This is a genomic window from Klebsiella sp. LTGPAF-6F, from assembly GCF_001753185.1.
Classification (GTDB): Bacteria; Pseudomonadota; Gammaproteobacteria; order Enterobacterales; family Enterobacteriaceae; genus Klebsiella; species Klebsiella michiganensis.
In genome coordinates this window covers 3,105,364-3,128,246 of record NZ_CP017450.1, presented here as the reverse complement: position 1 = coordinate 3,128,246, position 22,883 = coordinate 3,105,364, and the positions used below count along the sequence as shown (strand labels likewise).

General features: G+C 57.0%; 24 protein-coding genes and 1 riboswitch. Of the genes, 18 read left to right on the top strand and 6 right to left on the bottom strand.

Features of this window, described 5'->3' with window-relative positions; genetic code table 11:
• Positions 1-138 precede the first annotated feature (138 nt).
• Both BJF97_RS14645 and BJF97_RS14640 read left to right on the top strand, forming a co-directional pair.
• Positions 139-666, top strand: coding sequence for a GNAT family N-acetyltransferase (locus BJF97_RS14645; protein ID WP_032695005.1), 528 nt, complete (start codon positions 139-141; stop codon positions 664-666).
• Between the two features lie 116 nt (positions 667-782).
• Positions 783-1,667 (top strand): SDR family oxidoreductase, encoded by an 885-nt coding sequence (locus tag BJF97_RS14640; RefSeq protein ID WP_004850866.1) that lies wholly within the window; start codon positions 783-785, stop codon positions 1,665-1,667.
• Positions 1,668-1,720: 53 nt separating this feature from the next.
• On the opposite strand, the gene BJF97_RS14635 is transcribed toward BJF97_RS14640, so the two are convergent.
• Positions 1,721-1,951, bottom strand: a complete 231-nt coding sequence (locus BJF97_RS14635) for a hypothetical protein (protein ID WP_032695006.1) — start codon at positions 1,949-1,951, stop codon at positions 1,721-1,723.
• A 318-nt stretch (positions 1,952-2,269) separates the two neighbouring features.
• Here BJF97_RS14635 and BJF97_RS14630 point away from each other — a divergent pair, with 318 nt between their 5' ends.
• A complete protein-coding gene (locus BJF97_RS14630; RefSeq protein WP_004102047.1) occupies positions 2,270-2,431 on the top strand; it encodes a YqaE/Pmp3 family membrane protein in 162 nt (53 codons plus the stop codon).
• Positions 2,432-2,488: 57 nt separating this feature from the next.
• A complete protein-coding gene (gene ivy / locus BJF97_RS14625) occupies positions 2,489-2,929 on the top strand; it encodes an Ivy family C-type lysozyme inhibitor (RefSeq protein ID WP_032695007.1) in 441 nt (146 codons plus the stop codon).
• 88 nt (positions 2,930-3,017) lie between these two features.
• Here the strand turns inward: ivy and nqrE are convergent, their stop codons facing one another.
• Entirely contained in the window at positions 3,018-3,629 is a 612-nt protein-coding gene (gene nqrE / locus BJF97_RS14620) for an NADH:ubiquinone reductase (Na(+)-transporting) subunit E (RefSeq protein ID WP_009652200.1), read from the bottom strand.
• Positions 3,630-3,749: 120 nt separating this feature from the next.
• On the bottom strand, positions 3,750-5,285 hold the full coding sequence (locus BJF97_RS14615) for an EAL domain-containing protein (protein ID WP_032695008.1): 1,536 nt from the start codon (positions 5,283-5,285) through the stop codon (positions 3,750-3,752).
• 269 nt (positions 5,286-5,554) lie between these two features.
• On the opposite strand from BJF97_RS14615, the gene BJF97_RS14610 reads away from it, so the two are divergent.
• The 5 genes from BJF97_RS14610 to BJF97_RS14590 all read left to right on the top strand — a co-directional run bounded on the left by BJF97_RS14610 (position 5,555) and on the right by BJF97_RS14590 (position 11,689).
• On the top strand, positions 5,555-6,883 hold the full coding sequence (locus BJF97_RS14610) for a glycoside hydrolase family 10 protein (RefSeq protein WP_014838470.1): 1,329 nt from the start codon (positions 5,555-5,557) through the stop codon (positions 6,881-6,883).
• Positions 6,884-6,934: 51 nt separating this feature from the next.
• A complete protein-coding gene (locus tag BJF97_RS14605; protein ID WP_032695009.1) occupies positions 6,935-7,387 on the top strand; it encodes a nuclear transport factor 2 family protein in 453 nt (150 codons plus the stop codon).
• Positions 7,388-7,513: 126 nt separating this feature from the next.
• Positions 7,514-7,936: a hypothetical protein gene (locus BJF97_RS14600; RefSeq protein ID WP_032695010.1), complete on the top strand. Its 423-nt coding sequence runs from the start codon at positions 7,514-7,516 to the stop codon at positions 7,934-7,936.
• A 16-nt stretch (positions 7,937-7,952) separates the two neighbouring features.
• The gene (locus BJF97_RS14595; protein WP_032695011.1) at positions 7,953-11,060 is read left to right on the top strand and encodes a multidrug efflux RND transporter permease subunit; all 3,108 of its coding nucleotides are present in this window, start codon (positions 7,953-7,955) and stop codon (positions 11,058-11,060) included.
• Between the two features lie 11 nt (positions 11,061-11,071).
• On the top strand, positions 11,072-11,689 hold the full coding sequence (locus BJF97_RS14590; protein ID WP_032695012.1) for a TetR/AcrR family transcriptional regulator: 618 nt from the start codon (positions 11,072-11,074) through the stop codon (positions 11,687-11,689).
• Positions 11,690-11,746: 57 nt separating this feature from the next.
• Here BJF97_RS14590 and BJF97_RS14585 read toward each other — a convergent pair whose 3' ends face one another.
• Positions 11,747-12,307: an RNA polymerase sigma factor gene (locus BJF97_RS14585; RefSeq protein ID WP_014229338.1), complete on the bottom strand. Its 561-nt coding sequence runs from the start codon at positions 12,305-12,307 to the stop codon at positions 11,747-11,749.
• A gap of 5 nt (positions 12,308-12,312) precedes the next feature.
• On the bottom strand, positions 12,313-12,738 hold the full coding sequence (locus BJF97_RS14580) for a hypothetical protein (RefSeq protein WP_014229337.1): 426 nt from the start codon (positions 12,736-12,738) through the stop codon (positions 12,313-12,315).
• 200 nt (positions 12,739-12,938) lie between these two features.
• On the opposite strand from BJF97_RS14580, the gene ykgR reads away from it, so the two are divergent.
• A complete protein-coding gene (ykgR, locus tag BJF97_RS35460; protein WP_004137159.1) occupies positions 12,939-13,040 on the top strand; it encodes a small membrane protein YkgR in 102 nt (33 codons plus the stop codon).
• A gap of 60 nt (positions 13,041-13,100) precedes the next feature.
• Here the strand turns inward: ykgR and BJF97_RS14575 are convergent, their stop codons facing one another.
• The gene (locus BJF97_RS14575) at positions 13,101-14,243 is read right to left on the bottom strand and encodes an alpha/beta hydrolase (protein ID WP_032695013.1); all 1,143 of its coding nucleotides are present in this window, start codon (positions 14,241-14,243) and stop codon (positions 13,101-13,103) included.
• Between the two features lie 168 nt (positions 14,244-14,411).
• Between BJF97_RS14575 and BJF97_RS14570 the strand changes: the two genes are divergently transcribed.
• The 8 genes from BJF97_RS14570 (at position 14,412) to BJF97_RS14535 (ending at position 22,875) form a co-directional block, all read left to right on the top strand.
• Positions 14,412-15,446, top strand: a complete 1,035-nt coding sequence (locus BJF97_RS14570; RefSeq protein ID WP_014229335.1) for a LacI family DNA-binding transcriptional regulator — start codon at positions 14,412-14,414, stop codon at positions 15,444-15,446.
• Between the two features lie 184 nt (positions 15,447-15,630).
• Positions 15,631-16,554: a sugar phosphate isomerase/epimerase family protein gene (locus BJF97_RS14565; RefSeq protein ID WP_009652232.1), complete on the top strand. Its 924-nt coding sequence runs from the start codon at positions 15,631-15,633 to the stop codon at positions 16,552-16,554.
• Between the two features lie 14 nt (positions 16,555-16,568).
• On the top strand, positions 16,569-17,741 hold the full coding sequence (locus tag BJF97_RS14560) for a Gfo/Idh/MocA family protein (protein WP_014838466.1): 1,173 nt from the start codon (positions 16,569-16,571) through the stop codon (positions 17,739-17,741).
• Between the two features lie 152 nt (positions 17,742-17,893).
• Positions 17,894-17,995: riboswitch (TPP riboswitch) on the top strand.
• Between the two features lie 69 nt (positions 17,996-18,064).
• The gene (locus BJF97_RS14555; RefSeq protein ID WP_014838465.1) at positions 18,065-18,760 is read left to right on the top strand and encodes a TenA family protein; all 696 of its coding nucleotides are present in this window, start codon (positions 18,065-18,067) and stop codon (positions 18,758-18,760) included.
• On the top strand, positions 18,757-19,485 hold the full coding sequence (locus tag BJF97_RS14550) for an ABC transporter ATP-binding protein (RefSeq protein WP_032695014.1): 729 nt from the start codon (positions 18,757-18,759) through the stop codon (positions 19,483-19,485). Before BJF97_RS14555 ends, BJF97_RS14550 begins: the two co-directional genes overlap by 4 nt.
• The gene (locus BJF97_RS14545; RefSeq protein ID WP_004850829.1) at positions 19,482-20,222 is read left to right on the top strand and encodes an ABC transporter permease; all 741 of its coding nucleotides are present in this window, start codon (positions 19,482-19,484) and stop codon (positions 20,220-20,222) included. The genes BJF97_RS14550 and BJF97_RS14545 overlap by 4 nt, the downstream gene beginning before the upstream one ends.
• Positions 20,223-20,246: 24 nt before the next feature.
• Positions 20,247-21,182, top strand: a complete 936-nt coding sequence (locus tag BJF97_RS14540; RefSeq protein ID WP_014838463.1) for an ABC transporter substrate-binding protein — start codon at positions 20,247-20,249, stop codon at positions 21,180-21,182.
• A gap of 307 nt (positions 21,183-21,489) precedes the next feature.
• Positions 21,490-22,875 (top strand): diaminobutyrate--2-oxoglutarate transaminase, encoded by a 1,386-nt coding sequence (locus BJF97_RS14535; RefSeq protein WP_032695015.1) that lies wholly within the window; start codon positions 21,490-21,492, stop codon positions 22,873-22,875.
• The last annotated feature ends 8 nt before the right edge of the window (positions 22,876-22,883 follow it).

The following is a 22,883-nucleotide window of genomic DNA, read 5'->3' as shown; positions in this document are numbered from 1 at the left end:
TCCTCAAATGACCTGTGGAAAATGCGGCATGAATATAAGATTAGACCAGGTTTAAACGCGTGCGCTGTTGCTGGCGAGGCTGATATTTTTAAAGGCGTTGTCTATGATTAATAAATCGCTTAAAAAACAAGGAATGCTATGCAGATTCGTAAAGGATTAAATTCCGACCTGGCTCGTCTGGAATATTGTGATTTTTCCTTCACCGTCAGCCAGATTGCCACCGGCCCCTTTGTCAATAATGATCTGAAAATTGAAACACTTCCCAGCACTTATAATAAAACCTATGAACTGGATATCCAGACGCTGGAAAACCACTGCGTTAATCCGGATGCTATATTTTTAATCGCGGAAACCGACGCGTGGCAAGTGGCCGGATTTATCACCGCTTCCTTGATCTGGAACAAGTTTATTTCCGTGGATTATATCGCCATCGAGCGCTCACAGCGCAGAACGGGCGCGGCCAACAAGCTCATGGCGGCAGCCCATATATGGGCTCGGAGCATGAGCGCGGCGGGATTAAAGCTGGAAACCCAGAACGTCAACGTTCCCGCCTGCCTTTTCTACCGAAATTATGGCTTTACCCTGGGCGGATACGATCGTTATCTCTACAGCGCGTTACCGGAAAAAGATGAAATTGCGTTGTTCTGGTATTACATGTTGACTTAAAAGCCAGGTAAATAATTCCTGGTTTTACGATGTTAATTATTCCTGGTTTGCGCTTTTTTTATCGCCCAAACGCAGTCATTGACTAATCTTAAATTTCATTTATTAAGGAGGCCGGTATGACAACAGGAAATAACCCAACGCTACACTATCCACTTCCGCCGTTTGTCGAGCAGCCGCAGCAGCCCCCGGGGCTGGCATCCGAAATGAAGCCCCTTCCCGATCACGGAGAGACCAGCTATACCGGTTCCGGAAAGCTGGCGGGGAAAAAAGCGCTGATTACCGGCGGTGATTCGGGAATTGGTCGGGCTGTCGCGATTGCCTACGCGCGGGAAGGCGCGGATGTCGCTATCGGCTACCTGCCGGAGGAGGAGTCCGACGCGGCTGCCGTTATCGCGCTGATCCAGGCCGAGGGAAGAAAAGCCGTCGCCATTCCCGGCGATATTCGGATTGAGTCATTTTGCGATACCCTGGTTGAAAAAGCGGTCGCTGAGCTGGGCGGGCTGGATATTCTGGTCAACAACGCCGGCAGGCAGCAGTATTGTGAATCCATTGAGGCGTTAACGACCGCCGCGTTTGACGCCACGTTTAAAACCAACGTTTATGCGCCCTTCTGGATAACCAAAGCCGCGCTTCGTCATCTCTCTCAGGGGGCGGCGATCATTAACACCTCTTCCGTGCAGGCGTTTAAACCCAGTGAGATCCTGCTGGATTATGCCCAGACCAAAGCCTGCAACGTGGCGTTTACCAAATCGCTGGCTAAGCAGCTTGGTCCGCGCGGTATCCGCGTTAACGCCGTGGCGCCCGGCCCGTACTGGACTCCGCTGCAGTCAAGCGGCGGCCAGCCGCAAGAGAAAGTTCAGCAGTTTGGTGAGGATACGCCGCTCGGCAGGCCGGGACAGCCGGTCGAGATTGCGCCCCTTTACGTTCTCCTCGCCTCAGATGCCTGCTCGTACGCTTCCGGTCAGGTCTGGTGCTCAGACGGCGGTACCGGCGTCGCATAAAAGAAGCGTTCGCCGCTGTCGCGCGCTGTTCCAGCTCGCCGCAGCGGCGAACGCTAGCCGCAGAGAAGAAACTGGATGAGGGTAATCAACAAATAAAAACCGCAGACGATTTGCAAAACTCTCCAGCCCCACCTGAAATAACGCCACTGATAACGCTCCCTGGCATTCGCCTGCGCAATAGCGGGTTCCAGGACCTGCTTTTTCTGCTTCCTTCTAACCATGCTCCAGCCCCACCCGACAATGGTCAGGATGACGATAACTTTATAAAGGATATTGTTGTCCATGCCGCCGCCATTTCATGATGGGATAAATCTCCCCGCCAGTGTAGCGCACTTCCCGCCTCGTTACCTGCATTCCTTATTTACGTTTAAATGCGTTTACGATGGAACACTCTTGCTTTGTCAGCGTTGCTGACGCAAGCCTCACCCTGGAATAATCTTATATATGTCAGAAAGGTGAATTGGGACTTTTCTATTTATTAAATATGTAGTATCGAGGCGCGGGTAATATTAGCAGTCTTATTATTCAAAAAGTTAAAATTTGCAAAAACAGGCGCAACCGCTAAAATAATTATGAGCTAACTCACTAAACAGGGAGATATTATGGGTTTTTGGCGAATTGTGTTGACGATTATTCTACCCCCGCTTGGCGTACTGCTGGGTAAAGGCTTTGGTTGGGCGTTTATCCTCAATATTATTTTAACGATCCTCGGCTATATTCCAGGCCTTATCCACGCTTTTTGGGTTCAGACCAAAAACAGCTAATCAGAGCCATTATCACCGGCCATCAAACGGAATCAGAGAGTTCGCAGGAGCAATTTTATGCTTAAACACTTAACCGCTATCGCTTTTCTGGCTGCATCCACCCACGCCATGGCGCAAACCGATATGACGCTGGACGGTCTGGCCAAAAAGGAACCGGCAGCCTTTAGCCAGATGGTTAAAGGGCATACCCTGCCCGCCTGGATAAAGTCCGGCGGCACGGGCTCGCCTGCCCGGACGGTGAAGCTTGGCGCCGAGGTCTATCAGGTATTCAGCGTCTGCAAGCCCCACGACTGCGCAGCGGAGCGCTTCGCCGTGCTGTGGTCGGAAAAATCCGGAGAGATGTCCGGGCTTTATTCCGCCGTTGACGAAAAAACCGCCCAGGAGACACTGACCTGGCTGAATGTTAGCGATGAACGCTCTATCGATGGCAAGACGGTGCTCTTTGCCGCCCTGAGCGGCAGCCTGGAGAACCATCCGGATGCGTTTAACTACCCGTAGTAAAACGCTGAGGCAATAACTTCGCGCCTTCTGCCGTACAACCCAAGGGTCTGGACGGCAGAATCACTCCCCCGACGTTCAGCGCAGCCTACAGCGAGATGCCGGCGAACGACATAAACCCCAGCGACATTAAGCCGGCGGTAATAAATACGCTGCCTAAACCGCGTAAGCCTTTCGGCATATTGGCATATTTCAGCTTTTCACGAATGCCGGCCAGCGCCACAATCGCCAGCGCCCAGCCAATACCGCATCCGGTGCCATAAGTCAGTGATTCAAGGAAGCTGTATTCACGCTGCACCATAAAAATCGTCGCGCCGAAAATGGCGCAGTGGATAGTTAACAGCGGCAGGAATGGCCCCAGAGCATGGTTTAACGCGTGGAAATATTTGTCGATCACCATTTCGAGGATCTGCACCAGCGCCGCAAGAACGCCGATAAACGTGATGAAATCGAGGAAGCTCAGGTCAACCCCTTCGATCAGGGCGTTCTCTTTCAGCAGATAATGGTAAATCAGGTTGTTAATCGGCGTCGCAATGGCCAGCAGCGCCGTCACGGTTACCCCGAGGCGAAATGCGACATCGATTTTTTTGGAGATAGCGAGAAAAGTACACATCCCGAGGAAAAAATTGAGCGCCATATTTTCAACGAAAACCGCGCGGATAAAAATATTGAGATGAGATTCAAACAAGACAACCTCCATGTTGTTGAGTTGTTTCTCAATAATGTCAAATTTTCAGCTTGAACGGGTCATTATTACTCGGTTTTGCCGAGTCGATCACCTTTTAATTTCCTGTGTTTTGCGTGGGCAAGAGCGTCGCCTTTAGGGCCTTCCTGACTCGCTAAACGAGCGAGGAAGCATCTGAATAAACGCATCGACCGGCACCGGTTTAGAAAAGTAATAGCCCTGATAGAGGGTAATCCCCATATTTTTGAGCATCGTGAGCTGCTCCTTATCCTCGATGCCCTCAGCAATAATCTGGCAATGAAACTTCCTGGCCAGATTAACCATATTCTTCACCACCAGCGCGGAAGCCGTGTTGGTCACAATGTTGAGGGTAAAGACCTTATCGATTTTGATAATCTCAGGATTAAATTGCTGGATGTAGCTGTAGTTTGCGTAGCCGGTACCAAAATCATCCAGCGAAAACTGGACGCCGATACGCCTGAGTTTGTCCGTCACCGCTGATGTTTGCCGGGTATTCTCGATCGACTCGCGCTCGGTTATCTCCAGAACAAGGCGGACTTGCGCCTCTTTCATCTGCTGGATAAACGTCTGGCACAGGGTCACTATTTCGTCGTCCTGAAAGTTTACCGAACTGGTGTTAAAGCAAATAAACACCCCTCCAGGGATAACGGATTGATGGCGCCGAAGCTGACGGATCACCTCGGCAAAGCAAATCGCCGTCACGTCTTTAATCAAGCCGGTCTGCTCTGCCACGGAAATAAATTTATCCGGCGCAATAAATCCCTGCTTCGGATGTTCCCAGCGCACCAGCACCTCACCGCCGATAACCGCTCCGCTGTCATTGTTGATAATCGGCTGAATATAGGGCTTGAGCTGCTTCAGTTCGATAGCCTTTCTGAGCTGATACTCAATCGTATTCCGGTAGCGGAGGTAGTTTCTGAATAAAAAGGTGAGCAGCAAGGAGGCCAGAATAATGGCGATAAGCGTGTGTTGCTCATAGCGGATAAACGCCCCGACGCCAGAGGCGTAGCCGCGGTCGGCAATAACCGAATAGGTAAACAGCTCAGAGGCCAGGCGCACGGGAACCTTGATATCCGGCGTCGCCGTCACTTCCCCTTTGCGGGTCATTATCCGATCGCCAACCTGAAGATAGAGATGCGCATCGCCATCAAGAACGGTCAAAATGTTGTATAAATAATAGCCGTCAACGCCAACCAGAATCGTATTTCCCCGCTCATCCTGTTCGCTGTAAACCATCAAGGGATGAAACGGCGTGATTTCGCTGCCGCTCAGCAGGCGCAGAGCGCCATGCGTATACTGGCGACGATCGAACTGAAATTTACGCCCGCCAAAAACCGAGGTGCAGTATATTTCGTTATCCTTACCTAAATTCACCGTGCGCACATCGGGAATGGTGGCCACCAGCGTACGCAGCTCCGTCAGGACATTCTCGCTACAGCTTTTACCATAAAAAGGCTCAGCCCGATCGGCTGCCTGCTCCGCATGGGAGACGGTCACATCAAGGCTGGCTATCGCCTGCTGCAGGCGCGAATGGATATCTTGATTCACCTTTTTTTGCATTTGCCAGTAGCAAAGCCCGGTGCCCAGGCTCAGTAGCGCAATCAGAAACAGGAGTATCCACAGACGATGGCGTGATGATGAGTAGTTCATTGTGCTAATCCAGTTTGACTCGCCGGAAAAGGCCAAAGGTCAATTGTTTGGCCAAATTTTAATAAGTCCTGTTTATACTCGCCCTGAACCGATCAAGTTTTAATGCATATCAATGATATATCATGGCAAACCATTGCGCGGCGCAGGAGGCGTTTTCTGCGTCTGAGGTTTGCGTGCTTATGCCGCCGCATCTGTAGCTAAATGATTGACTTAAAGCCGAATAATACGAAAATGACTCTTTTGTGCGATGACCAGAAAAGCTGGCAAATATGATGACGATCCGCTCTCGTAAGTTTATTCTGAACAAGGTGAAAATATCCGCGGTAGCTATAGCTGCCGCGCTGCTGTTGGCTCACTGCGGTAGCAAACCGCCCGTTTCTCTTGTCACGCCCATGCCGCCCGCGACCCGCCAGCCGACGTTGCCCAAAAGCCAGGAGCCGGTGCGCGGCGTCTGGCTGACGACCGTGTCGCGCCTCGACTGGCCGCCGCTGGAATCCGTCAATGGCGGCATTAGCGCCGAACGCCGCATCGCCCTGCAGCAGCAGGCGCTGGTTGCCAAGCTGGATAATTTAAAAAGCCTCGGCATTAACACCGTCTTCTTCCAGGTGAAACCGGATGGCACCGCGCTCTGGCCATCGAAGATTCTGCCGTGGTCCGATATGCTGACCGGCAAAATCGGTGAGGATCCGGGCTACGATCCGCTCAAGTTTATGCTGGATGAAGCCCACAAGCGCGGCATGCGCGTTCATGCCTGGTTTAACCCCTATCGCGTCTCGGTCAATACGCGGCCGAAAACCGTCACCGAACTGAACAGCACGCTGTCGCAGGTTCCCGCCAGCGTATACGTCCTGCACCCTGAGTGGATTCGCACCTCCGGCGATCGCTTCGTGCTCGATCCGGGCATTCCGGAAGTCCGCGACTGGATCACCAGCATCGTGGCCGAGGTTGTGGAGCATTACCCGGTTGACGGCGTCCAGTTCGACGATTACTTCTACACCGAATCACCGGGATCGGCCCTTAACGACAACCGGACGTTCCAGCAGTACGGCCAGGGCTTTGCCGCGAAAGCGGACTGGCGGCGGCACAACACGCAGCTGCTGATTGAGCAGGTTTCCCGCACCATCAAGCAGCTGAATCCCGATGTTGAATTTGGCGTCAGTCCGGCAGGCGTCTGGCGCAACCGCTCCCACGATCCGGCGGGTTCGGATACCCGCGGCGCAGCGGCCTACGATGAGTCGTATGCGGATACCCGCCTCTGGGTCCAGCAGGGATGGCTGGACTACATCGCGCCGCAGATTTACTGGCCTTTCGCCCGCGACGCGGCCCGCTACGATGTGCTGGCAAAGTGGTGGGCTGACGTGGTGAAACCCACCCATACCCGCCTCTATATCGGCGTGGCGCTGTACAAAGTTGGCGAGCCATCGAAGAACGAACCTGACTGGATGATTAGCGGCGGCGTGCCGGAGCTGAAAAAGCAGCTTGATCTGAATGAATCCATGCCGCAAATTCAGGGCACGATTTTATTCAGAGAGAATTACCTCAATCAGCCGCAAACCCAGCAGGCCGTTAACTACCTGAAAAGCCGCTGGGGAAGCTGATGCACTCACCTGACAGGCCAGGAGCCTGGTATCAACCCCACCGGAGGATGTATGTTGAAAAAATCGATCGTCGCCTTTTCCTTGTTCTGCGCTCTGACGCCCGCCGTTTTTGCGGGCAACAGTGAAAATGAACAGCTGAATAAAAAGAATGTTATTGATTTTTATAATAAAGCGTTAAATGACAAAGACTTTGCCGCCGCCAGACCCTATCTGGGAGACCACTACGTACAGCATAACCCGATGGCGAAAGACGGCGTTGCAGGCTTTGAGCAATTTATCGCCTTCCTGAAGAACACATATCCCGACTCGCACAGCGAAATTAAGCAGGCGTTTGTCGACGGCGATCATGTGATCCTGCACGTTGAGGTCACCGGTCGCGAGCCGGGCGTGACGCGGGCGATTATCGATATCTTCCGCGTCGACGAGCAGCATAAAATCGTTGAACACTGGGACGTGACCCAGAACGTTCCGCAAAAAACCGCCAGCGGCAACGGCATGTTTTAAATCCTGAGCAGGCGTATCCTGCTCATCCCCCCTCGCTTTCCCCGTTTACTCTTCGTACAGATGAACGCTTGTTTAAACAGTTTATTTACTTTACTGTAAAGTAAATAAACTGGCGGAGTGAATCTGATGATTAACAAAGAAAAATGGGGAAAGCTTTTTTATTTCATTGCATTAGCCATTTTCCCCTGCGCGATGAACGCCGCTTTACCCAGCCTGCCCGCGCAGGGCGCCCCGCTCTATGACGCCTGCTCGCACCTACAAGAACCGTCCGAGGCCTGGCGCTGTCGCGCCCTGCGCATGAGCCAGCTGGCGGAGCAGCGCCAGCGCTATCTGCGCTTTTTGCTGCAGCAGAATATTTTCAGTATTCAGACCTACGACTATCTGTGGAGTGAGTACCAGCGTACGACGTCATGTTCTGAGATCGGCGCCTTCTTGATGAGCAAAGTCCACGATGAGGCATTCCATGGGCTGCCCTTTACCCCAATTCCGCCCGACGATGCGACAAACGCGCCGCCCGCCGTGTTTGCTCTGCAAGCATCCCTTAACTGACCGAAGGTGCACCACGATGCTGGCTCGCTTTTTTGTGTTTCGCCCGGTTTTCGCCGTCGTCATCGCCATCTGTATTATGGCGGCCGGCGCCATTGCCCTGCTGACCCTGCCGGTTGAACAGTATCCGGATATCGCCCCGCCCGGCGTCAACGTCACGGCAAACTACCCCGGCGCCTCGGCTGAAACCGTGGAAGACAGCGTGACGCAGGTGCTGGAGCAGCAGATTAAAGGCATCGACGGCCTGCTTTATTTTTCCTCCAGCAGCAGTTCAGCGGGCCAGGCGCGCATTAGCCTCAGTTTTGATCAGCGCATTAACCCTGACATGGCGCAGGTACAGGTGCAAAACGCCGTCAATCAGGCTATCACGCGCTTACCGCAGGAGGTGCAGCAGCAAGGGATCGCGGTGACCAAATCACAGGGAGACAGCCTGATGGTGGTGGCCCTGTATGACCAAAGCCGGTCGTTAACCAGCCTCGATATTAGCGACTTTCTCGTCAGTTCCCTGCAGGAGCCGCTGAGCCGGGTTGAAGGCGTCGGAGAAACCACCGTTTTCGGCGCCCAGTATGCAATGCGCATCTGGCTCAATCCGCTGCAGCTGACCAGCTACGGTCTGATGCCCTCCGACGTGCAGGCCGCCATCGAGGCGCAGAATTCGCAGGTCACCAGCGGTGAAATCGGTTCGCTGCCCACGCTGGAGGGGCAGTATCTGAACGCAACGGTCACCACCCAGTCCCGCCTTGAGCGTCCGGAACAGTTCGAAAATATTATCCTGCGTACCCACAGCGACGGCTCGGTGGTCTATCTGCGCGATGTCGCCCGGGTGGAGATCGGCGCGGAAAACTATCAAAACCAAACCACGCTCAACGGTTTCCCCTCCGCCGGGATCTCAATTCAGCTGGCATCGGGGGCTAACGCGCTGGCGACGGCGGAGAAGATCCGGGCGGAGGTCGAACGCCTGACGCCGCGCTTTCCGCAAGGCGTTGTCGCCGCTTACCCGCGCGACAGCACGCCGTTCGTGACGGTCTCTATTGAAAGCGTGGTGCGTACGCTGATTGAGGCGATTCTTTTTGTGGTGGCCGTCATGTACCTCTTTCTTCAGAGCTGGCGGGCTACGCTGATCCCGACGCTCACGGTGCCGGTGGTTCTGCTCGGCACCTTCGGCATCCTCAGCCTGCTGGGCTACAGCATTAATACCCTCACCCTGTTTGCGATGGTTCTGGCAATCGGTTTACTGGTTGATGACGCCATCGTGGTGGTGGAGAACGTTGAACGCCTGATGGCGGAGGAGGATCTTACCCCGCCTGAAGCCACCCTGCGCTCGATGAATGAGATCACCGGCGCGCTGATTGGCATCGCGCTGGTTCTCTCTGCGGTATTTATCCCGATGGCGTTTTTCGGCGGCTCGGTGGGAATTATCTACCGCCAGTTCAGCGTCACCATCGTCTCGGCAATGGCGCTCTCTGCGCTGGTGGCGTTAACCCTGACGCCGACGCTGTGCGCCCATCTGCTTAAACCCGGGCACCTTAAAAAAGGGCGATTCTTCACCTGTTTCAACCGCGGCGTCGCCGCCAGCCGGAACCGTTACCTCGCCATACTCCGGCGGATAATCGTTCGCCCGCTCCGCTTTGTGCTGCTGGCCCTGACGCTGACGCTTTTGATGCTCTGGCAGTATCAGAAGCTGGCCAGCGGCTTTCTGCCCGAAGAGGATCAGGGCGCGGTGATGGTTCAGTTTACGCTCCCATCCGGTTCGCCGATGGCGATGACCGAGGCGGTCGGCGCGGACATTACCCGCTATTTCATGGCCGAGGAGGAGGATAACCTCAACGTCATCTTTATGGTCACCGGCAGAAACAACGCCGGCAGCGGGCAGAACGTCGGGATGGCCTTCGCCGAACTAAAGCACTGGGACGCGCGCCCCGGGGAACAGAACAGCGCGCAGGCGATTATCGCGCGGGCGAACCGGTACTTTTTAAAAAACGCCCGGCTGGCCACCATCAGCGTCATGTCGCCGCCTACCGTACGCGGACTCGGGCAGTCGAGCGGCTTTGAACTCTGGCTGCAGGACAGCGCGGAAAACGGCCGCCAGGCGCTCATCGAGGCGCAAACCACCCTCCTCACTGCCGCCAGGCAAACCCCGACGCTGGACGCCGTGCGAATTAACAGTCTGGAGGAGAAAGCGCAGCTGCAGGTGGATATCGACAGACAAAAAGCCCAGGCCCAGGGGCTGGATCAGGCCGCCATCAATAGCACCCTCTCTGCGGCCTGGGGCGGCGTGTACATCAACGATTTTATCGACCGCGGGCGCGTCAAGCGCGTGTATATGCAGGGGGATGCGGCCTGGCGTTCGACGCCGGATAATTTATCCGCCTGGTTTGTCCGCGGCGACAGCAACAACATGGCCTCCTTCGACAGCTTCTCATCATTCCGCTGGACCACCGGGCCGCAAATGCTCCAGCGGTTTAACGGACTGTCGGCCGTGCAGTTTCAGGGAAACGCGGCGCCGGGAGTCAGTTCCGGTGCGGCGATGGCGACGATGTCCGAACTGGTGGGCGAGCTGAGCGGGTTTGAAAGGCAATGGAGCGGTTTATCCTGGCAGGAGCAGACCTCCTCAGTGCAGACGTTATGGGTATACCTGGCGTCGCTGGCCTTTATGTTTTTGTGTCTCGCCGCCTTATATGAAAGCTGGTCGATTCCTGTCGCCGTACTGCTGATCGTCCCGTTAGGCATTCTTGGGGCCGTGAGCGCTTCGTTGCTCGCCGGATACGAAAACGATATCTACTTTCAGGTCGGTATGCTGACGACCATGGGGCTTTCCGCCAAAAACGCGATTCTGATCGTTGAGTTCGCCCTGGCGCGGTTTCAGCAAGGTAAAACGCTGGCCGACGCGGCGCTGGAGGGCGCTCGCCTGCGCTTGCGCCCCATCGTGATGACCTCACTTGCATTTGTTGTCGGCGTTATCCCTCTGGTACTCTCTACCGGCGCCGGCGCTTCCAGCCAGCGTGAGATTGGCGCCGCGGTGATCGGCGGTATGCTCACCGGGACGCTGCTGACCTTGCTCTTCGTTCCACTCTTTTTCCTGCTGGTACAGCAAGGAATGATGCGCCTTAAAGGGCGCAAACGGTAAGGACTCAATTGATGGGAAATCAACGCGGGCGGCCAATGAAAGCCCGCCCACGCATTTTACAAACCGCCCGTGAGCTGTTTCTCAGCCACGGGCTTGATGTGTCGCTGGATACCATTGCCGCCGAAGCGGGTACCACACGCCCGACGCTGTACAGCCATTTTCCCGGCGGTAAAGACGCGCTGCTGCTGGAGACGTTCGCGTTTCTCAATGACACCATGCAGCCGCCCCTGCTCCAGCTTTTGCAGGATCGTCAGCAGGATCTTCCCGCGCTGCTGCGCGGGTTTGCGAAAGTGGTGCAACAACACTTTTATGCGCCGGAGAATATTCACTTTCAGCGCCTGCTGATCCAGGTGCTGGTGCAAAAGCCCGAGCTTTACGTCACGCTCGAACAGCGCCCCTCAGGCCGCGTATTGCAGGCGCTGAGCGATATCCTGGCGCAGAAACAAGACGAAGGTCTGCTGACCCTCAGCGACCCGGAGCTAGAGGCGACGGCGTTTCTCGGCGCGATTATGGGCTATCTGCTGCCGGGGGCCTTAATTGCGCAAAAAGCGGTGGCGCCAGAGAGGCTGGAGCAGCTCGCCGAATGCGCGATTAGCGCCTTCCTCACGGCCTGGGGCTACAGGCAATAATTCAATCAGCGGCTTAAACGCACCTCTCCGGCCCCTGCAGCAGGGGCCGGAGAATGCCTAACTGGCCAGCAGTTCATCGTACAGCGCGCGCAGGCGGGTACGAAGGTAGAGTACCGCTTTATGCTTACGTGAGAGCAGCGCCTGTTCGCTGACGCCGGACTCCTCTGCCAGCTCCCGGTAGCTGTAGCCATGCAGTTCGGTTTTCTCAAAGGCTTCACGCTGGGCGGGCGGCAGCTCCGAGAGCGCCTGACTTAATTCCTCCCAGAGCAGCGCTTTCAGATACTCATCCTCCGGCGTTTGCGCAACGCCAAACAGCGTTTCGGCCAGCTCATCCTCGGGAAAATCGCCCTCCTCCTCGTCGCTGAAACCGCCCGCCAGCGGCAGCTCGCGCTTTTTTCTCGCCCTGTCGGTCATCTCGTTACGCGCCGCCCGGAACAACCAGGCGGCGATATTCTCCACCGGCTGCTCGACGCGAATGAGCTGATACGTCACTTCCTGCAGGATATCGTCCGCCTCATCGCGTAGCGGGGTCCGTCCGCGAATAAAAGCCTTCAGCCGCGACCGGCAGGCATCGAGGGCGGAAACAAGCCGTGATGGCGCCACGATCCTGTTTTTCATTGTGCTCACTCGGGATCCGCGCTTTTAGCCGAACTCTCCTGCTGCGGAGCATGCTCGCTGCGGCGGTCGCGCCAGCCGCAGCGGCCGCGATGCCCGCGGTGGCCAAAGCGCTGCACAAACTCATCGCGCTGCTCCGGGCTCATGTTCATCCAGCGTTCATGCATCCGACGCCGCGCGTTACCGATGCCGAACATTCCCGGGCGAAAGCCGAGGCCGCCGAACAGGATCCGCGACAGCGCCAGCACACCTAACGCCTGCCAGAAGCCAATGCTCTTCACCCCAAGGATGGCCGGCAGCAGCGCATTCCACAGCGACATCACCAGCAGCCCAAGTATGGCGATTAGCGCCACGCCGATAAGAAGCGGCTTCGCCATTCTGTGGCGGCCAAAGCGGTGATGGTGGTGCTGACCGTGCATATCGATATCTCTCATCGTCTGTTTACCTCATTACGCTATTGAATAATTACCCTGTGCGGAGGTAGACGAATGAGCGGACAAAATATTGCTGAGAATAGTAAAAAAATTGACACACTTTATTTGTGTGACAAATATTTTTTATGTGATCTCTATCACCTACATGCAGGCGCGACGGCGCTAACGTTACCCGGTGATTCATTGAAAAAGAGGAACTTATGAACGCGGTAAAATCACTAAAAGCCGACTGGGCAATTATTACGCTGATGATTGTTGTCGCCGTCGTTATGTATGGCTATCTGATCCCCAAATACTGGTAATCGACGCCATACCTGTACTGAACCGCCCCTTGCTCAGGGCGGCTCATCATCCCTTCGCCGCTACCGCTTATCGTTGAGCGTCTTAATCAAAAACGGCACCGAGTCGCGTAAAGACGGGTTAACCGTACCGCTATGATCCAGCCCCTCATAAATATGCACGTCCGCACGGGTTCCCGCGCTTTTCACCGCGTCCGCAAAGCGTTTTTGCATTGCCGTCGGCACGTTAATATCCGCGCTACCAATACCGATAAACACCGGGTGATCGATTTTCAGCGTCGGGTAGAGCATGGCGCCCACGCTGGCGTTTAACAGCGAATCCACCCCCGGCTTCAGGGCGTTAGCCGCATTCAGACCGGCCTTCATCACTTCATCGTTGAGCGGCGTAATGCATAAATTGCTCGCCTCTTTCAGCAGCGGCAACGCTTTATCCTGGAAATAATCAGCCGGATTGAGCTGCGGGTTGCTATCGGCAGCCGAGAGGTAAATATAGAAAATATAGGGTATTTTCGGGTCGCCGCCGCTCGGCGCTTTGCCGCCTGCCGGCGGAAGAATGTCGGCTGCGGTGGTCCCCTTCTCAAAATACGGCGTTCCGGTCAGCACCGTTGCGCGAACATTCAGCTCCGGCGCGTAGTGGGGTTGATATCCGGCGCTGGCGAACGCGGCGTGCGCGCCCTGCGACTGTCCGACCAGAATGAGTTCATTTTTCAGCGGGAACTGTTTCAGGGCGGCGCGAACGCTATCAAGCACGCTCCACGCTTCGCCGCGGGCATTAAGATAGTGGTGCAGGCCAGACGAACCCAGACCGGCATAATCCGGCGCGACCACCGCGTAGCCCAGCGACAGCCAGGTGTTCAGGTACTGCTTATCGCGATCGCTGCGCGGGTTTAACGACGGCGCGCAGTGATTAGCCACGCCCACGGTACCGTGGGCCCAGACCACGACCGGCCATCCCCCTTCCGGTGTGGCGCCAAACGGAATAAAGACCGCGGCGGTATCTTCGCGGGCGGTTTTGTCGTCCACGCCGCTGCGGGAGTGATAGCGCAGGAGATACTGCTTTGCCGCTTCGCTTAAGCCATTTCCGGCGCTGAGCGGAGAGACCGCGTCGCTATTATCGGCGGCGGCGCTGGCCGGGACCGCGCTCATGGAGAGCAGTAGCAGCGCAGAGGTGGCGGCGAGGAATTTTTTTGAGAGGGAATACGTCATAACATCCTGTTCCTGAGTGGGGATGCACTTAGTGTAGACCCTGGCGGTTGAATATCAGGTCAATGAAGCCAGCGCGGCGAAATGATTTTCCTGAAGTCTGACCCGCCTCGCTGTTTGCCTGTCACAATAATGATAGCTTTTTATCATTACCCTCAAAGGAAGAGAATCATGTCAGCAAAAAAAGTCACCATGGCGGATATCGCCAAAGAGGCCAGAGTCGGTATCGCGACGGTGGACAGGGTCCTCAATAAACGCACGCCCGTGAAAGAGAGCACCGAACGTAAAGTGCTGGAATCCGCGCGGCGCTTAGGCTTCGCGCTGGAGCAATCCCGCTATCGGCTGGCGGCGGATCGGCCGGCGGTAGCCCTCAGAATGGGCTTCATTCTGCTACAGCAGTCACACTCGTTTTACCATCAGCTGGCGCAGGCGCTGGAGCAGGCGGCGTTACCGTGGCATAGCCCGGCGCAGGCCCCCGCTTTTCTGCATTACGATATTAACGCCATCGACGATATGGCCGCCGCGATCGCCCGTCTGAGCGATACGGTCGACGTTATCGGTATTGTCGCGCTGGATAATCCGCTTATCCGCCATGCGGTCGTGCAGGCCATCGAGAAAGGCGTCCGCGTCTTCACCCTGCTCTCCGATATGAGTATCCCGCAGCGTACCGGCTATATCGGGCTGGATAACCAGAAAGCGGGCCGCACCGCCGGTTGGGCGGTGGACAGGCTGTGCCACGACGACGGCGAAATTGGCATTATCGTCGGCGATAACCGGTTTATTTGTCAGGAAAGCTGCGAGATAAGTTTCCGCTCCTACCTGCGTGAACAGGGCAAAGGCGATCGGGTGCTTGAACCGGTGCGCAGCCACGAACGCGCCGATGTCGCGCGCCAGGTCACGGAAGAGATGCTGCAACAGTACCCCGATCTGAAGGCCATTTACGCGCCCTGCGGCGGCGTGGAAGGGATTGTCGCCGCCCTGCGCGCGCGCCAGCGCCAGCATCAGGTCACCCTGATTTGTCATGGCCCGGTGGATAGCGGCGAGCTGGCGCTAATTGACGGCACTATCGATCTCATGCTTACCCATCGGCTTGATGAATTTGCCGCCGCCACCATCAACGCGTTTGTCCACGCCGCCAGCCAGCCGCAGGCGGCGTTTATCAACGCTCTGCAGCCGTTTGACCTCCTCACTAAAGAAAACCTCTGATTGCCGCAGGCGCGGGTAAAGTCGCCGCGCCCCGCTTCAGTGCTGCATTTGATAAAAAACTATCATTTACGCTATCAAAATAAACCTTGAATCCCATCAAAGAATTTAAATTTCATCATTGTTGGATATGAAATTTTCATTCAATACTGGTCATGTTTTCTCCTCATCTGAAAAGGAAGCCATCATGACCATACATATTGCCAACGCGCCGTGCAGCTGGGGCGTCGATGATCCCAAAAATCCTTATCTGCCGCCGTGGTCCAAGGTACTGGAAGAAGCGGCGACCGCCGGTTATAAAAGCATTGAACTGGGCCCGTGGAGCTATCTGCCGACCCGGGCCGATGAACTCAGCGCAGCGCTGAATAAACAGGGGCTGTCGCTGGTTGCCGGAACGATCTTCGACGATCTGGTCAGCGAAGAGAACTTCGCGAATATTGTCGAACTGACGCATAACCTCTGCCGCAACCTGTCGCAGGTGCCGTCGGCGGAAAAGACGCCGGGCAACCCCTTCCAGCCGCCTTATCTGGTCATTATTGATTTCGGCAATCCGCAGCGGGCGAAATATGCCGGGCGCGGCGAGCTGGCTCCCCGCCTGTCACCCGCCGACTGGCAGCGGATGGTCGACCACATTGTGACCATCAGCCGACTGGCGTGGCAGGAGTACGGCGTTCGCCCGGTTATCCATCCTCACGCCGGCGGCTGCATTGAGTTTGCCGATGAAATCGATCTGCTGGCGGCGCAAATCCCCCATGACGTAGCCGGTTTATGTCTCGACACCGGCCATCTCTTCTATTCGGGCATGGACCCCATCAGCTGGCTGGATCGCCATTTTGACCGCCTTGACTACCTGCACTTTAAAGATGTCGACCCGCAGGTATTCAGGAGCGTGATTTCCCGCGGCATCGACTTCTTCTCCGCCTGCGCGGAGGGGGTGATGTGCCCGCTCGGCAGCGGCGCCATTGATTATCCGGCGGTGCGCGCCTTTCTCGACAAGCGGGGCTATCAGGGCTGGATCACCATTGAGCAAGAGCGCGATCCGCGCAACGTCGAGGGCAGCCTGCAGGCGGTCACGGAAAGCCTGCGCTACCTGCGCTCGGTTGGTTTTTAATCGGGAGAAAACACATGATTAACGGTATTAAACCTGTTGGCCGCTCCTTGCGCTGGGGCATGGTGGGCGGCGGCGGAAGCAGCCAGATTGGCTATATTCACCGCTCTGCGGCGCTGCGTGACGGATCGTTTACCCTGCTGGCCGGAGCCTTTGATATTGACCCCCAGCGCGGGCGCGAGTTTGGCCAGCAGCTGGGCGTGGAGGCCGGGCGCTGTTACCCCGACTACCAAACGTTGTTTCGCGAAGAGGCGGCGCGGGAAGACGGCATTGAAGCGATCTCCATCGCCACGCCAAACAACACCCACTACGCTATTTGCCGCGCGGCGCTGGAGGCCGGACTGCATGTGGTCTGCGAAAAACCGCTCTGTTTTACCGGCGAAGAGGCCGATGCGCTGGTGGCCCTGAGCGAAAAACAGCGCAAAATCATCGGCGTCACCTACGGCTACGCCGGGCATCAGCTGATTCTGCAGGCGCGGCAGATGATTGAACAGGGGCTGCTGGGCGAGATCCGCATCATCAATATGCAGTTCGCCCACGGTTTCCATAACCAGCCGGTAGAGCAGGATAACCCCAGCACCCGCTGGCGGGTGGACCCGAAATTTGTCGGCCCCAGCTACGTGCTGGGCGATCTGGCCACCCACCCGCTGTTCCTGGCGGAGACCATGGCGCCGAAGCTCAATATCACTCGCCTGATGTGCTCCCGCCAGAGCTTTGTCAAAAGCCGCGCGCCGCTGGAGGATAACGCGCATGTGCTGATGGAGTACGACAACGGCGCCGTAGGGTCGATGTGGTGCTCGGCGGTCAACAGCGGCTCAATGCACGGACAGAAAGTCCGCATCGTCGGGGAGAAAGCCAGCCTGGAGTGGTGGGATGAACAGCCGAACCAGCTGCGCTACGAAATTCAGGGCGAGCCGGTGCGCATCCTCGAACGCGGAATGTCCTATCTCGATCCGCTGGCCCTGCAGGACGACCGGATCGGCGGCGGCCATCCCGAAGGGCTGTTTGAGGCCTGGTCGAATCTGTATCGCCGCTTTGCCATCGCCATGGATGCAACCGACCGTCGCGACGCGGCTTTGCTGGAAAACTTCTGGTATCCGGATGCCAAAGCCGGGGCGCTCGGCGTGCACTGGGTCGAGAAGTGCGTACGTTCAGCAGACAGCGGCGCCAGCTGGGTAGAATTTCACTGATCCTTTGATAATACGCGCCCGGCAAGGCATCAGCCGCCGCCGGGCTGCCACGATGCAAAAAGCCCTTACTCGCGACTCTCACACGTGACAACGTCACCTTTCATCATAAAATTCACAGCATTGTAATCAAAAAGGGAATGTCGTATAACAGGGGCCAAACCGAGGGGTGTCCCGTGAGGGCTGAGATGGCGTAAGCCGAACCCTTTGAACCTGATCTGGGTCATGCCAGCGAAGGGACGGGTCGGCATTTCCGCCAGTTTTGCGCCATTGCCTGTTCACACTTCTTTCAGCACGCCCGGATCTCCCTTTTTTCAGGAGGTCCTGTGATTCTTCCCGCGTTTACCCAGGGTATTTATGGTCGTCTGCGTCAGCAGGCCGGCGCCGACTGGCAGCACTACGTCGCCCACCCCTTCCTCCGCCAGCTCGCCAACGGTACCCTCCCCGAGCCCGCTTTTCGCCGCTATCTGACGCAGGACTATCTGTTTCTGATCCACTTCGCCCGCAGCTACGCCCTGCTGGTCAGCAAGCTGCGCACCCTGGCGGAAATGCGCGCTGCCGCCGCGTCGATGAACGCCATTCTCGACGAACTGCCGCTCCACGTTGGCTACTGCCGGGAATGGGGGCTGGATGAAGCGACGATGGCCGCCGAAACGGAAGCCGCGGAAACCGTCAACTACACCCGCTACGTACTGGACATCGGCCACTCCGGCGACGCCCTGGATCTGCTGGCGGCGCTGATGCCCTGCGTGGCCGGCTACGCGGAAATCGGCCTCAGCCTGCTGCACGATCCGGCGACCCGACTGACCGCCAATCCTTATGCCTCCTGGATCCGCAACTACGGCGATGAGGGCTACCTGAATAGCGTCAATAACGCCATCGGCCTGCTGGAAACCCTCTGGCGGCAGCGCGGCGGCGAGGCGCGTTTCGCTGAACTCAGCGCTATTTTCACCACCGCCACGCGTCTGGAGGCTAACTTCTGGCAGATGGGCCTTAACGCCGTCGCGGAGCGCCCGGCGTGACGGCTCCCGGAATTGAGGTGCGCGGCCTGGGCCTGCGCTTTGGCTCGCGGCAGATCTTCGACAATCTGACGTTCACTATCCCCGGCGGCCAGTGGGTATCGCTGCTCGGGGCCAGCGGCGCCGGAAAGACCAGCCTGCTGCGTATTATCGCCGGGCTGGCAAAAGCCACCGCCGGTGAGGTTCGCGCCAGCGACGGGCAGCCAATAGACAAGCGGCTGGCGTGGATGGGGCAAAAAGATCTGCTTTATCCGTGGTTAAGCGTGCGCGACAACGTCTCGCTTGGCGCGCGTCTGCGCGGGGAGCGCGTAGACCATCGGCGGGTTGCTGCGCTGTTACAGCAGGTTGGCCTTGAACACTGCGCCGGCGACCGCCCGGCCGCCCTCTCAGGCGGCATGCGCCAGCGTGCGGCGCTGGCGCGTACGCTCTACGAAGACCGGCCCATCGTGCTGATGGACGAGCCCTTTTCCGCGCTCGACACGATTACCCGCACGCGCATTCAGACCCTGGCCGCCGGGCTGCTGGTAAACCGCACCGTCGTGCTGATCACCCACGACCCGATGGAAGCCTGCCGCCTGAGCCACCGTCTGCTGGTCCTTTCCCCCGCTCCCGGCGGGATTGACGACGGGCATCACCTCTCCGGCATGCCGCCGCGCGCGCCGGACGACCCGGCGCTGTTGGCCAGCCAGGCGGAGCTGCTGCAACAGCTCATAAGGGCTAACGGATGAGCGCAAAACTGTTTCGCGCCGCCGTGGTGTTCTGCGGCCTGCTGCTGCTCTGGTGGCTGGCGACCCGCAGCGGCATTCCCGCTTTCCTGCTGCCTTCCCCCTCGGCGGTGGCAAGCGCTCTGTGGGTCAACCGCGCGTACCTCGGCGAACACACGCTGATCACATTAAGCGAGATCCTCAGCGGCCTCGCGCTCGGCGTTCTGCTCGGCGTGATCCTGGCGCTGTGCATGATTGTCTCGCCTCGCCTTCAGCGCTGGCTGATGCCGCTGGTGCTGACCAGTCAGGCGATCCCGGTTTTCGCCCTTGCCCCGCTGCTGGTGCTGTGGTTCGGTTTCGGCATGAGCGCCAAGGTCATGATGGCGGTGCTGGTGATTTTCTTTCCCGTCACCTCGGCGTTTTTTGACGGTCTGCGCCGGGTTAACCACGACTATCTCGATCTGGCGCGCACGATGGGGGCCTCTTTTGGCGCGCAGCTGCGCCACGTTCGCCTGATGGCTGCCCTTCCGGCACTCGGTTCCGGCCTGCGGATGGCGGCCGCCGTCGCCCCCATCGGGGCGATCATCGGCGAATGGGTCGGTTCAGCCGAAGGATTGGGCTACGTGATGCTTAACGCCAACGCCCGTCTGCAAACCGATATCTGCTTTGCGGCCCTGTTTATTCTGGTGCTACTGACCGTCCTGCTCTGGCTGGCGGTGGATGCTTTCTTACACCGGCTGATTAACTGGACGCCGGAATAACGCTCTTAAATAAAAGGACTAACCATGCGTAAACGTATTTATGCCGGTATGACGCTTGCCGCGCTGTTCAGCGGTCAGGCGCTGGCCAACGAGAAACTCACCCTGGTGCTGGACTGGTATATCAATCCCGACCACGCGCCGATCCTGGTGGCCGAACAGATTGGCGCCTTTAAAGACGCGGGGCTGGACGTCGACATTGTGCCGCCGTCCGACCCGGCGCTGCCGCCGCGGCTGGTTGCCGCCCGCCAGGCGGACCTGGCGATTACCTACCAGCCGCAGGTGCATTTTTTTGCTGATGAAGGGCTGCCGCTGGTCCGCGTCGGCACGCTGATTAATTCGCCGCTGAATACGGTGATCGCGCTGGATAAAAGCATAAAATCTCCCGCCGATCTGCAGGGCAAAAAAGTAGGATATTCGGTGAGCGGCATCGAACAGGCGACGCTGGCCACCATGGCGCAGCATGCGAAAATCGATCCCAAAAGCATCAAGCTCATCAATGTTAACTTCCAGCTGACCAGCGCCCTGCTGGCCGGACAGGTCGACGCGGTCATTGGCGGCTATCGTAATATCGAAGCGCTGGAGCTGAAGCTGCAGGGGAAAGATCCGCAGGTGATGAACGTTGAGGATTACGGCGTACCGGCCTACGACGAGCTGGTGATTGTCGCCAACCGGGATGAAGTCCACGCGGCGAAAATCAGGGCCTTCCTCAAGGCGCTGCAAAAAGGCGTCGCTTACCTGCGAGCTCACCCGCAGGAGACCTGGCAGGCGTTTGCCGCCGCGCATCCCGAGCTCAACACCGAACTGAACAAGCAGGCATGGCTGAAAACCCTTCCTCTGTTTGCCAGCGATCCGGCGGCGCTGGATAAACCACGGTATGAAGCTTATGAACAGTTTTTATATAACAATAAGTTGGTGAAAAAAGTCACACCTTTAACAAATTATGCGGTTGAGCTGCATTGAGTCATGCCATTGCTGGCGGAAACTTTTCGCCAGCAATGCCCGCCCGGCAGTATTAAAAAACGAGAAACTTCCTCACTAATAATTACAATTTTAAAGGTCTTTTATCCTTTAAAACACCTGATTTAAATCAAATGGTTACGTTGGTTTTTGCCTGTGTAAAAATAACGTAAATATACCTTAATCAATAAAACGTTGAATGCGTATCTAAAAAGCCATATATTGTGCCCGCTTTAATGCATGGCGATTCAATTTCTTACACCAATTTATTCAACCAGCGCTCAACCGTAACGCTGGTTGTGGGAGTGATATGATGACGGATAAAGTCCGTATTGATACTTTAGGCGCAGATTTATTAGATGCAAACAACGATACCTTTTTGGCCCGTCAGGCTGAATTCGAATCGAATGTCAGGAGCTACCCGCGCAAGCTGCCCCTTGCGATTACCAAAGCGGAAGGCGTCTGGCTGACCGATGCGGATAATAAACAGTATCTGGACTGCCTTGCCGGCGCAGGTACTCTGGCACTCGGCCACAACCACCCTGATGTGCTGCAGAGCATCCAAAGTGTCATTACCAGCGGCTTGCCGTTACATACTCTCGATCTGACCACTCCGTTAAAAGATCGCTTCTCTGAATACCTCCTTTCCCTGCTGCCGGGCGAAGGCAAAGAATACTGTCTGCAGTTCACCGGCCCGTCCGGCGCTGACGCCGTGGAAGCGGCGCTGAAGCTGGCGAAAAAATACACCGGCCGTTCTTCCGTGATCAGCTTCTCCGGCGGCTACCATGGGATGACCCACGGCGCGCTGTCCGTCACCGGCAACCTGTCGCCAAAAGCGGCGGTTAACGGCATGATGCCGGAAGTGCAGTTTATGCCTTACCCGCACCAGTACCGCTGCCCGCTGGGTATCGGCGGTGAAGCCGGCGTGAAAGCGCTGACTTACTACTTCGAAAACCTGATCAATGACGTCGAAAGCGGCGTGCGTAAACCGGCGGCGGTGATCCTGGAAGCCGTTCAGGGTGAAGGCGGCGTGAACCCTGCTCCGGTCGAGTGGCTGCAGCGCATCCGTAAAGTGACTCAGGAACACGGCATTGTGCTGATCATCGATGAAGTTCAGGCAGGCTTTGCGCGTACCGGTAAATTCTTCGCCTTCGAACACGCGGGCATCGAGCCGGACATTATCGTGATGTCGAAAGCCGTTGGCGGCGGTCTGCCGCTGGCCGTTCTCGGTATCAAAAAGCAGTTCGACGCCTGGGAACCGGGTCACCATACCGGCACCTTCCGCGGCAACCAGCTGGCGATGGCCACCGGCCTGACTACCCTGCGCCACCTGAAAGACAATAACATTGCGGATAAAACCGCCGCTCAGGGCGAATGGCTGAAAGGCAAGCTGGCCGAGATGCAGAAACGCTATCCGGTTATCGGCCACGTTCGCGGTCTGGGCCTGATGATCGGCATCGAGATCGTTAAACCGAACGAAGCGCCGGACCACATGGGCTGCTACCCGGCGGATGGCGAACTCTCCGCGCTGCTGCAGAAGAAATGCTTCGAAGCGGGTCTGATCCTCGAGCGCGGCGGCCGCCACGGCTGCGTGCTGCGTCTGCTGCCGTCCCTGCTGATCAGCAACGCTGAGCTGGAAATTTTCTTCGACAAATTTGAACAGGCCCTGCTGGCCGCCGGCGTAAAACCGGTCTGAGTGGAGTA

Bases quoted from the DNA above. Each gene is read 5' to 3' on its own strand.
- BJF97_RS14645 (WP_032695005.1), top strand. From the start codon at position 139: ATGCAGATTCGTAAAGGATTAAATTCCGACCTGGCTCGTCTGGAATAT.
- BJF97_RS14640 (WP_004850866.1), top strand. From the start codon at position 783: ATGACAACAGGAAATAACCCAACGCTACACTATCCACTTCCGCCGTTT.
- BJF97_RS14635 (WP_032695006.1), bottom strand. From the start codon at position 1,951: ATGGACAACAATATCCTTTATAAAGTTATCGTCATCCTGACCATTGTC.
- BJF97_RS14630 (WP_004102047.1), top strand. From the start codon at position 2,270: ATGGGTTTTTGGCGAATTGTGTTGACGATTATTCTACCCCCGCTTGGC.
- ivy (WP_032695007.1), top strand. From the start codon at position 2,489: ATGCTTAAACACTTAACCGCTATCGCTTTTCTGGCTGCATCCACCCAC.
- nqrE (WP_009652200.1), bottom strand. From the start codon at position 3,629: ATGGAGGTTGTCTTGTTTGAATCTCATCTCAATATTTTTATCCGCGCG.
- BJF97_RS14615 (WP_032695008.1), bottom strand. From the start codon at position 5,285: ATGAACTACTCATCATCACGCCATCGTCTGTGGATACTCCTGTTTCTG.
- BJF97_RS14610 (WP_014838470.1), top strand. From the start codon at position 5,555: ATGATGACGATCCGCTCTCGTAAGTTTATTCTGAACAAGGTGAAAATA.
- BJF97_RS14605 (WP_032695009.1), top strand. From the start codon at position 6,935: ATGTTGAAAAAATCGATCGTCGCCTTTTCCTTGTTCTGCGCTCTGACG.
- BJF97_RS14600 (WP_032695010.1), top strand. From the start codon at position 7,514: ATGATTAACAAAGAAAAATGGGGAAAGCTTTTTTATTTCATTGCATTA.
- BJF97_RS14595 (WP_032695011.1), top strand. From the start codon at position 7,953: ATGCTGGCTCGCTTTTTTGTGTTTCGCCCGGTTTTCGCCGTCGTCATC.
- BJF97_RS14590 (WP_032695012.1), top strand. From the start codon at position 11,072: ATGGGAAATCAACGCGGGCGGCCAATGAAAGCCCGCCCACGCATTTTA.
- BJF97_RS14585 (WP_014229338.1), bottom strand. From the start codon at position 12,307: ATGAAAAACAGGATCGTGGCGCCATCACGGCTTGTTTCCGCCCTCGAT.
- BJF97_RS14580 (WP_014229337.1), bottom strand. From the start codon at position 12,738: ATGAGAGATATCGATATGCACGGTCAGCACCACCATCACCGCTTTGGC.
- ykgR (WP_004137159.1), top strand. From the start codon at position 12,939: ATGAACGCGGTAAAATCACTAAAAGCCGACTGGGCAATTATTACGCTG.
- BJF97_RS14575 (WP_032695013.1), bottom strand. From the start codon at position 14,243: ATGACGTATTCCCTCTCAAAAAAATTCCTCGCCGCCACCTCTGCGCTG.
- BJF97_RS14570 (WP_014229335.1), top strand. From the start codon at position 14,412: ATGTCAGCAAAAAAAGTCACCATGGCGGATATCGCCAAAGAGGCCAGA.
- BJF97_RS14565 (WP_009652232.1), top strand. From the start codon at position 15,631: ATGACCATACATATTGCCAACGCGCCGTGCAGCTGGGGCGTCGATGAT.
- BJF97_RS14560 (WP_014838466.1), top strand. From the start codon at position 16,569: ATGATTAACGGTATTAAACCTGTTGGCCGCTCCTTGCGCTGGGGCATG.
- BJF97_RS14545 (WP_004850829.1), top strand. From the start codon at position 19,482: ATGAGCGCAAAACTGTTTCGCGCCGCCGTGGTGTTCTGCGGCCTGCTG.
- BJF97_RS14540 (WP_014838463.1), top strand. From the start codon at position 20,247: ATGCGTAAACGTATTTATGCCGGTATGACGCTTGCCGCGCTGTTCAGC.
- BJF97_RS14535 (WP_032695015.1), top strand. From the start codon at position 21,490: ATGATGACGGATAAAGTCCGTATTGATACTTTAGGCGCAGATTTATTA.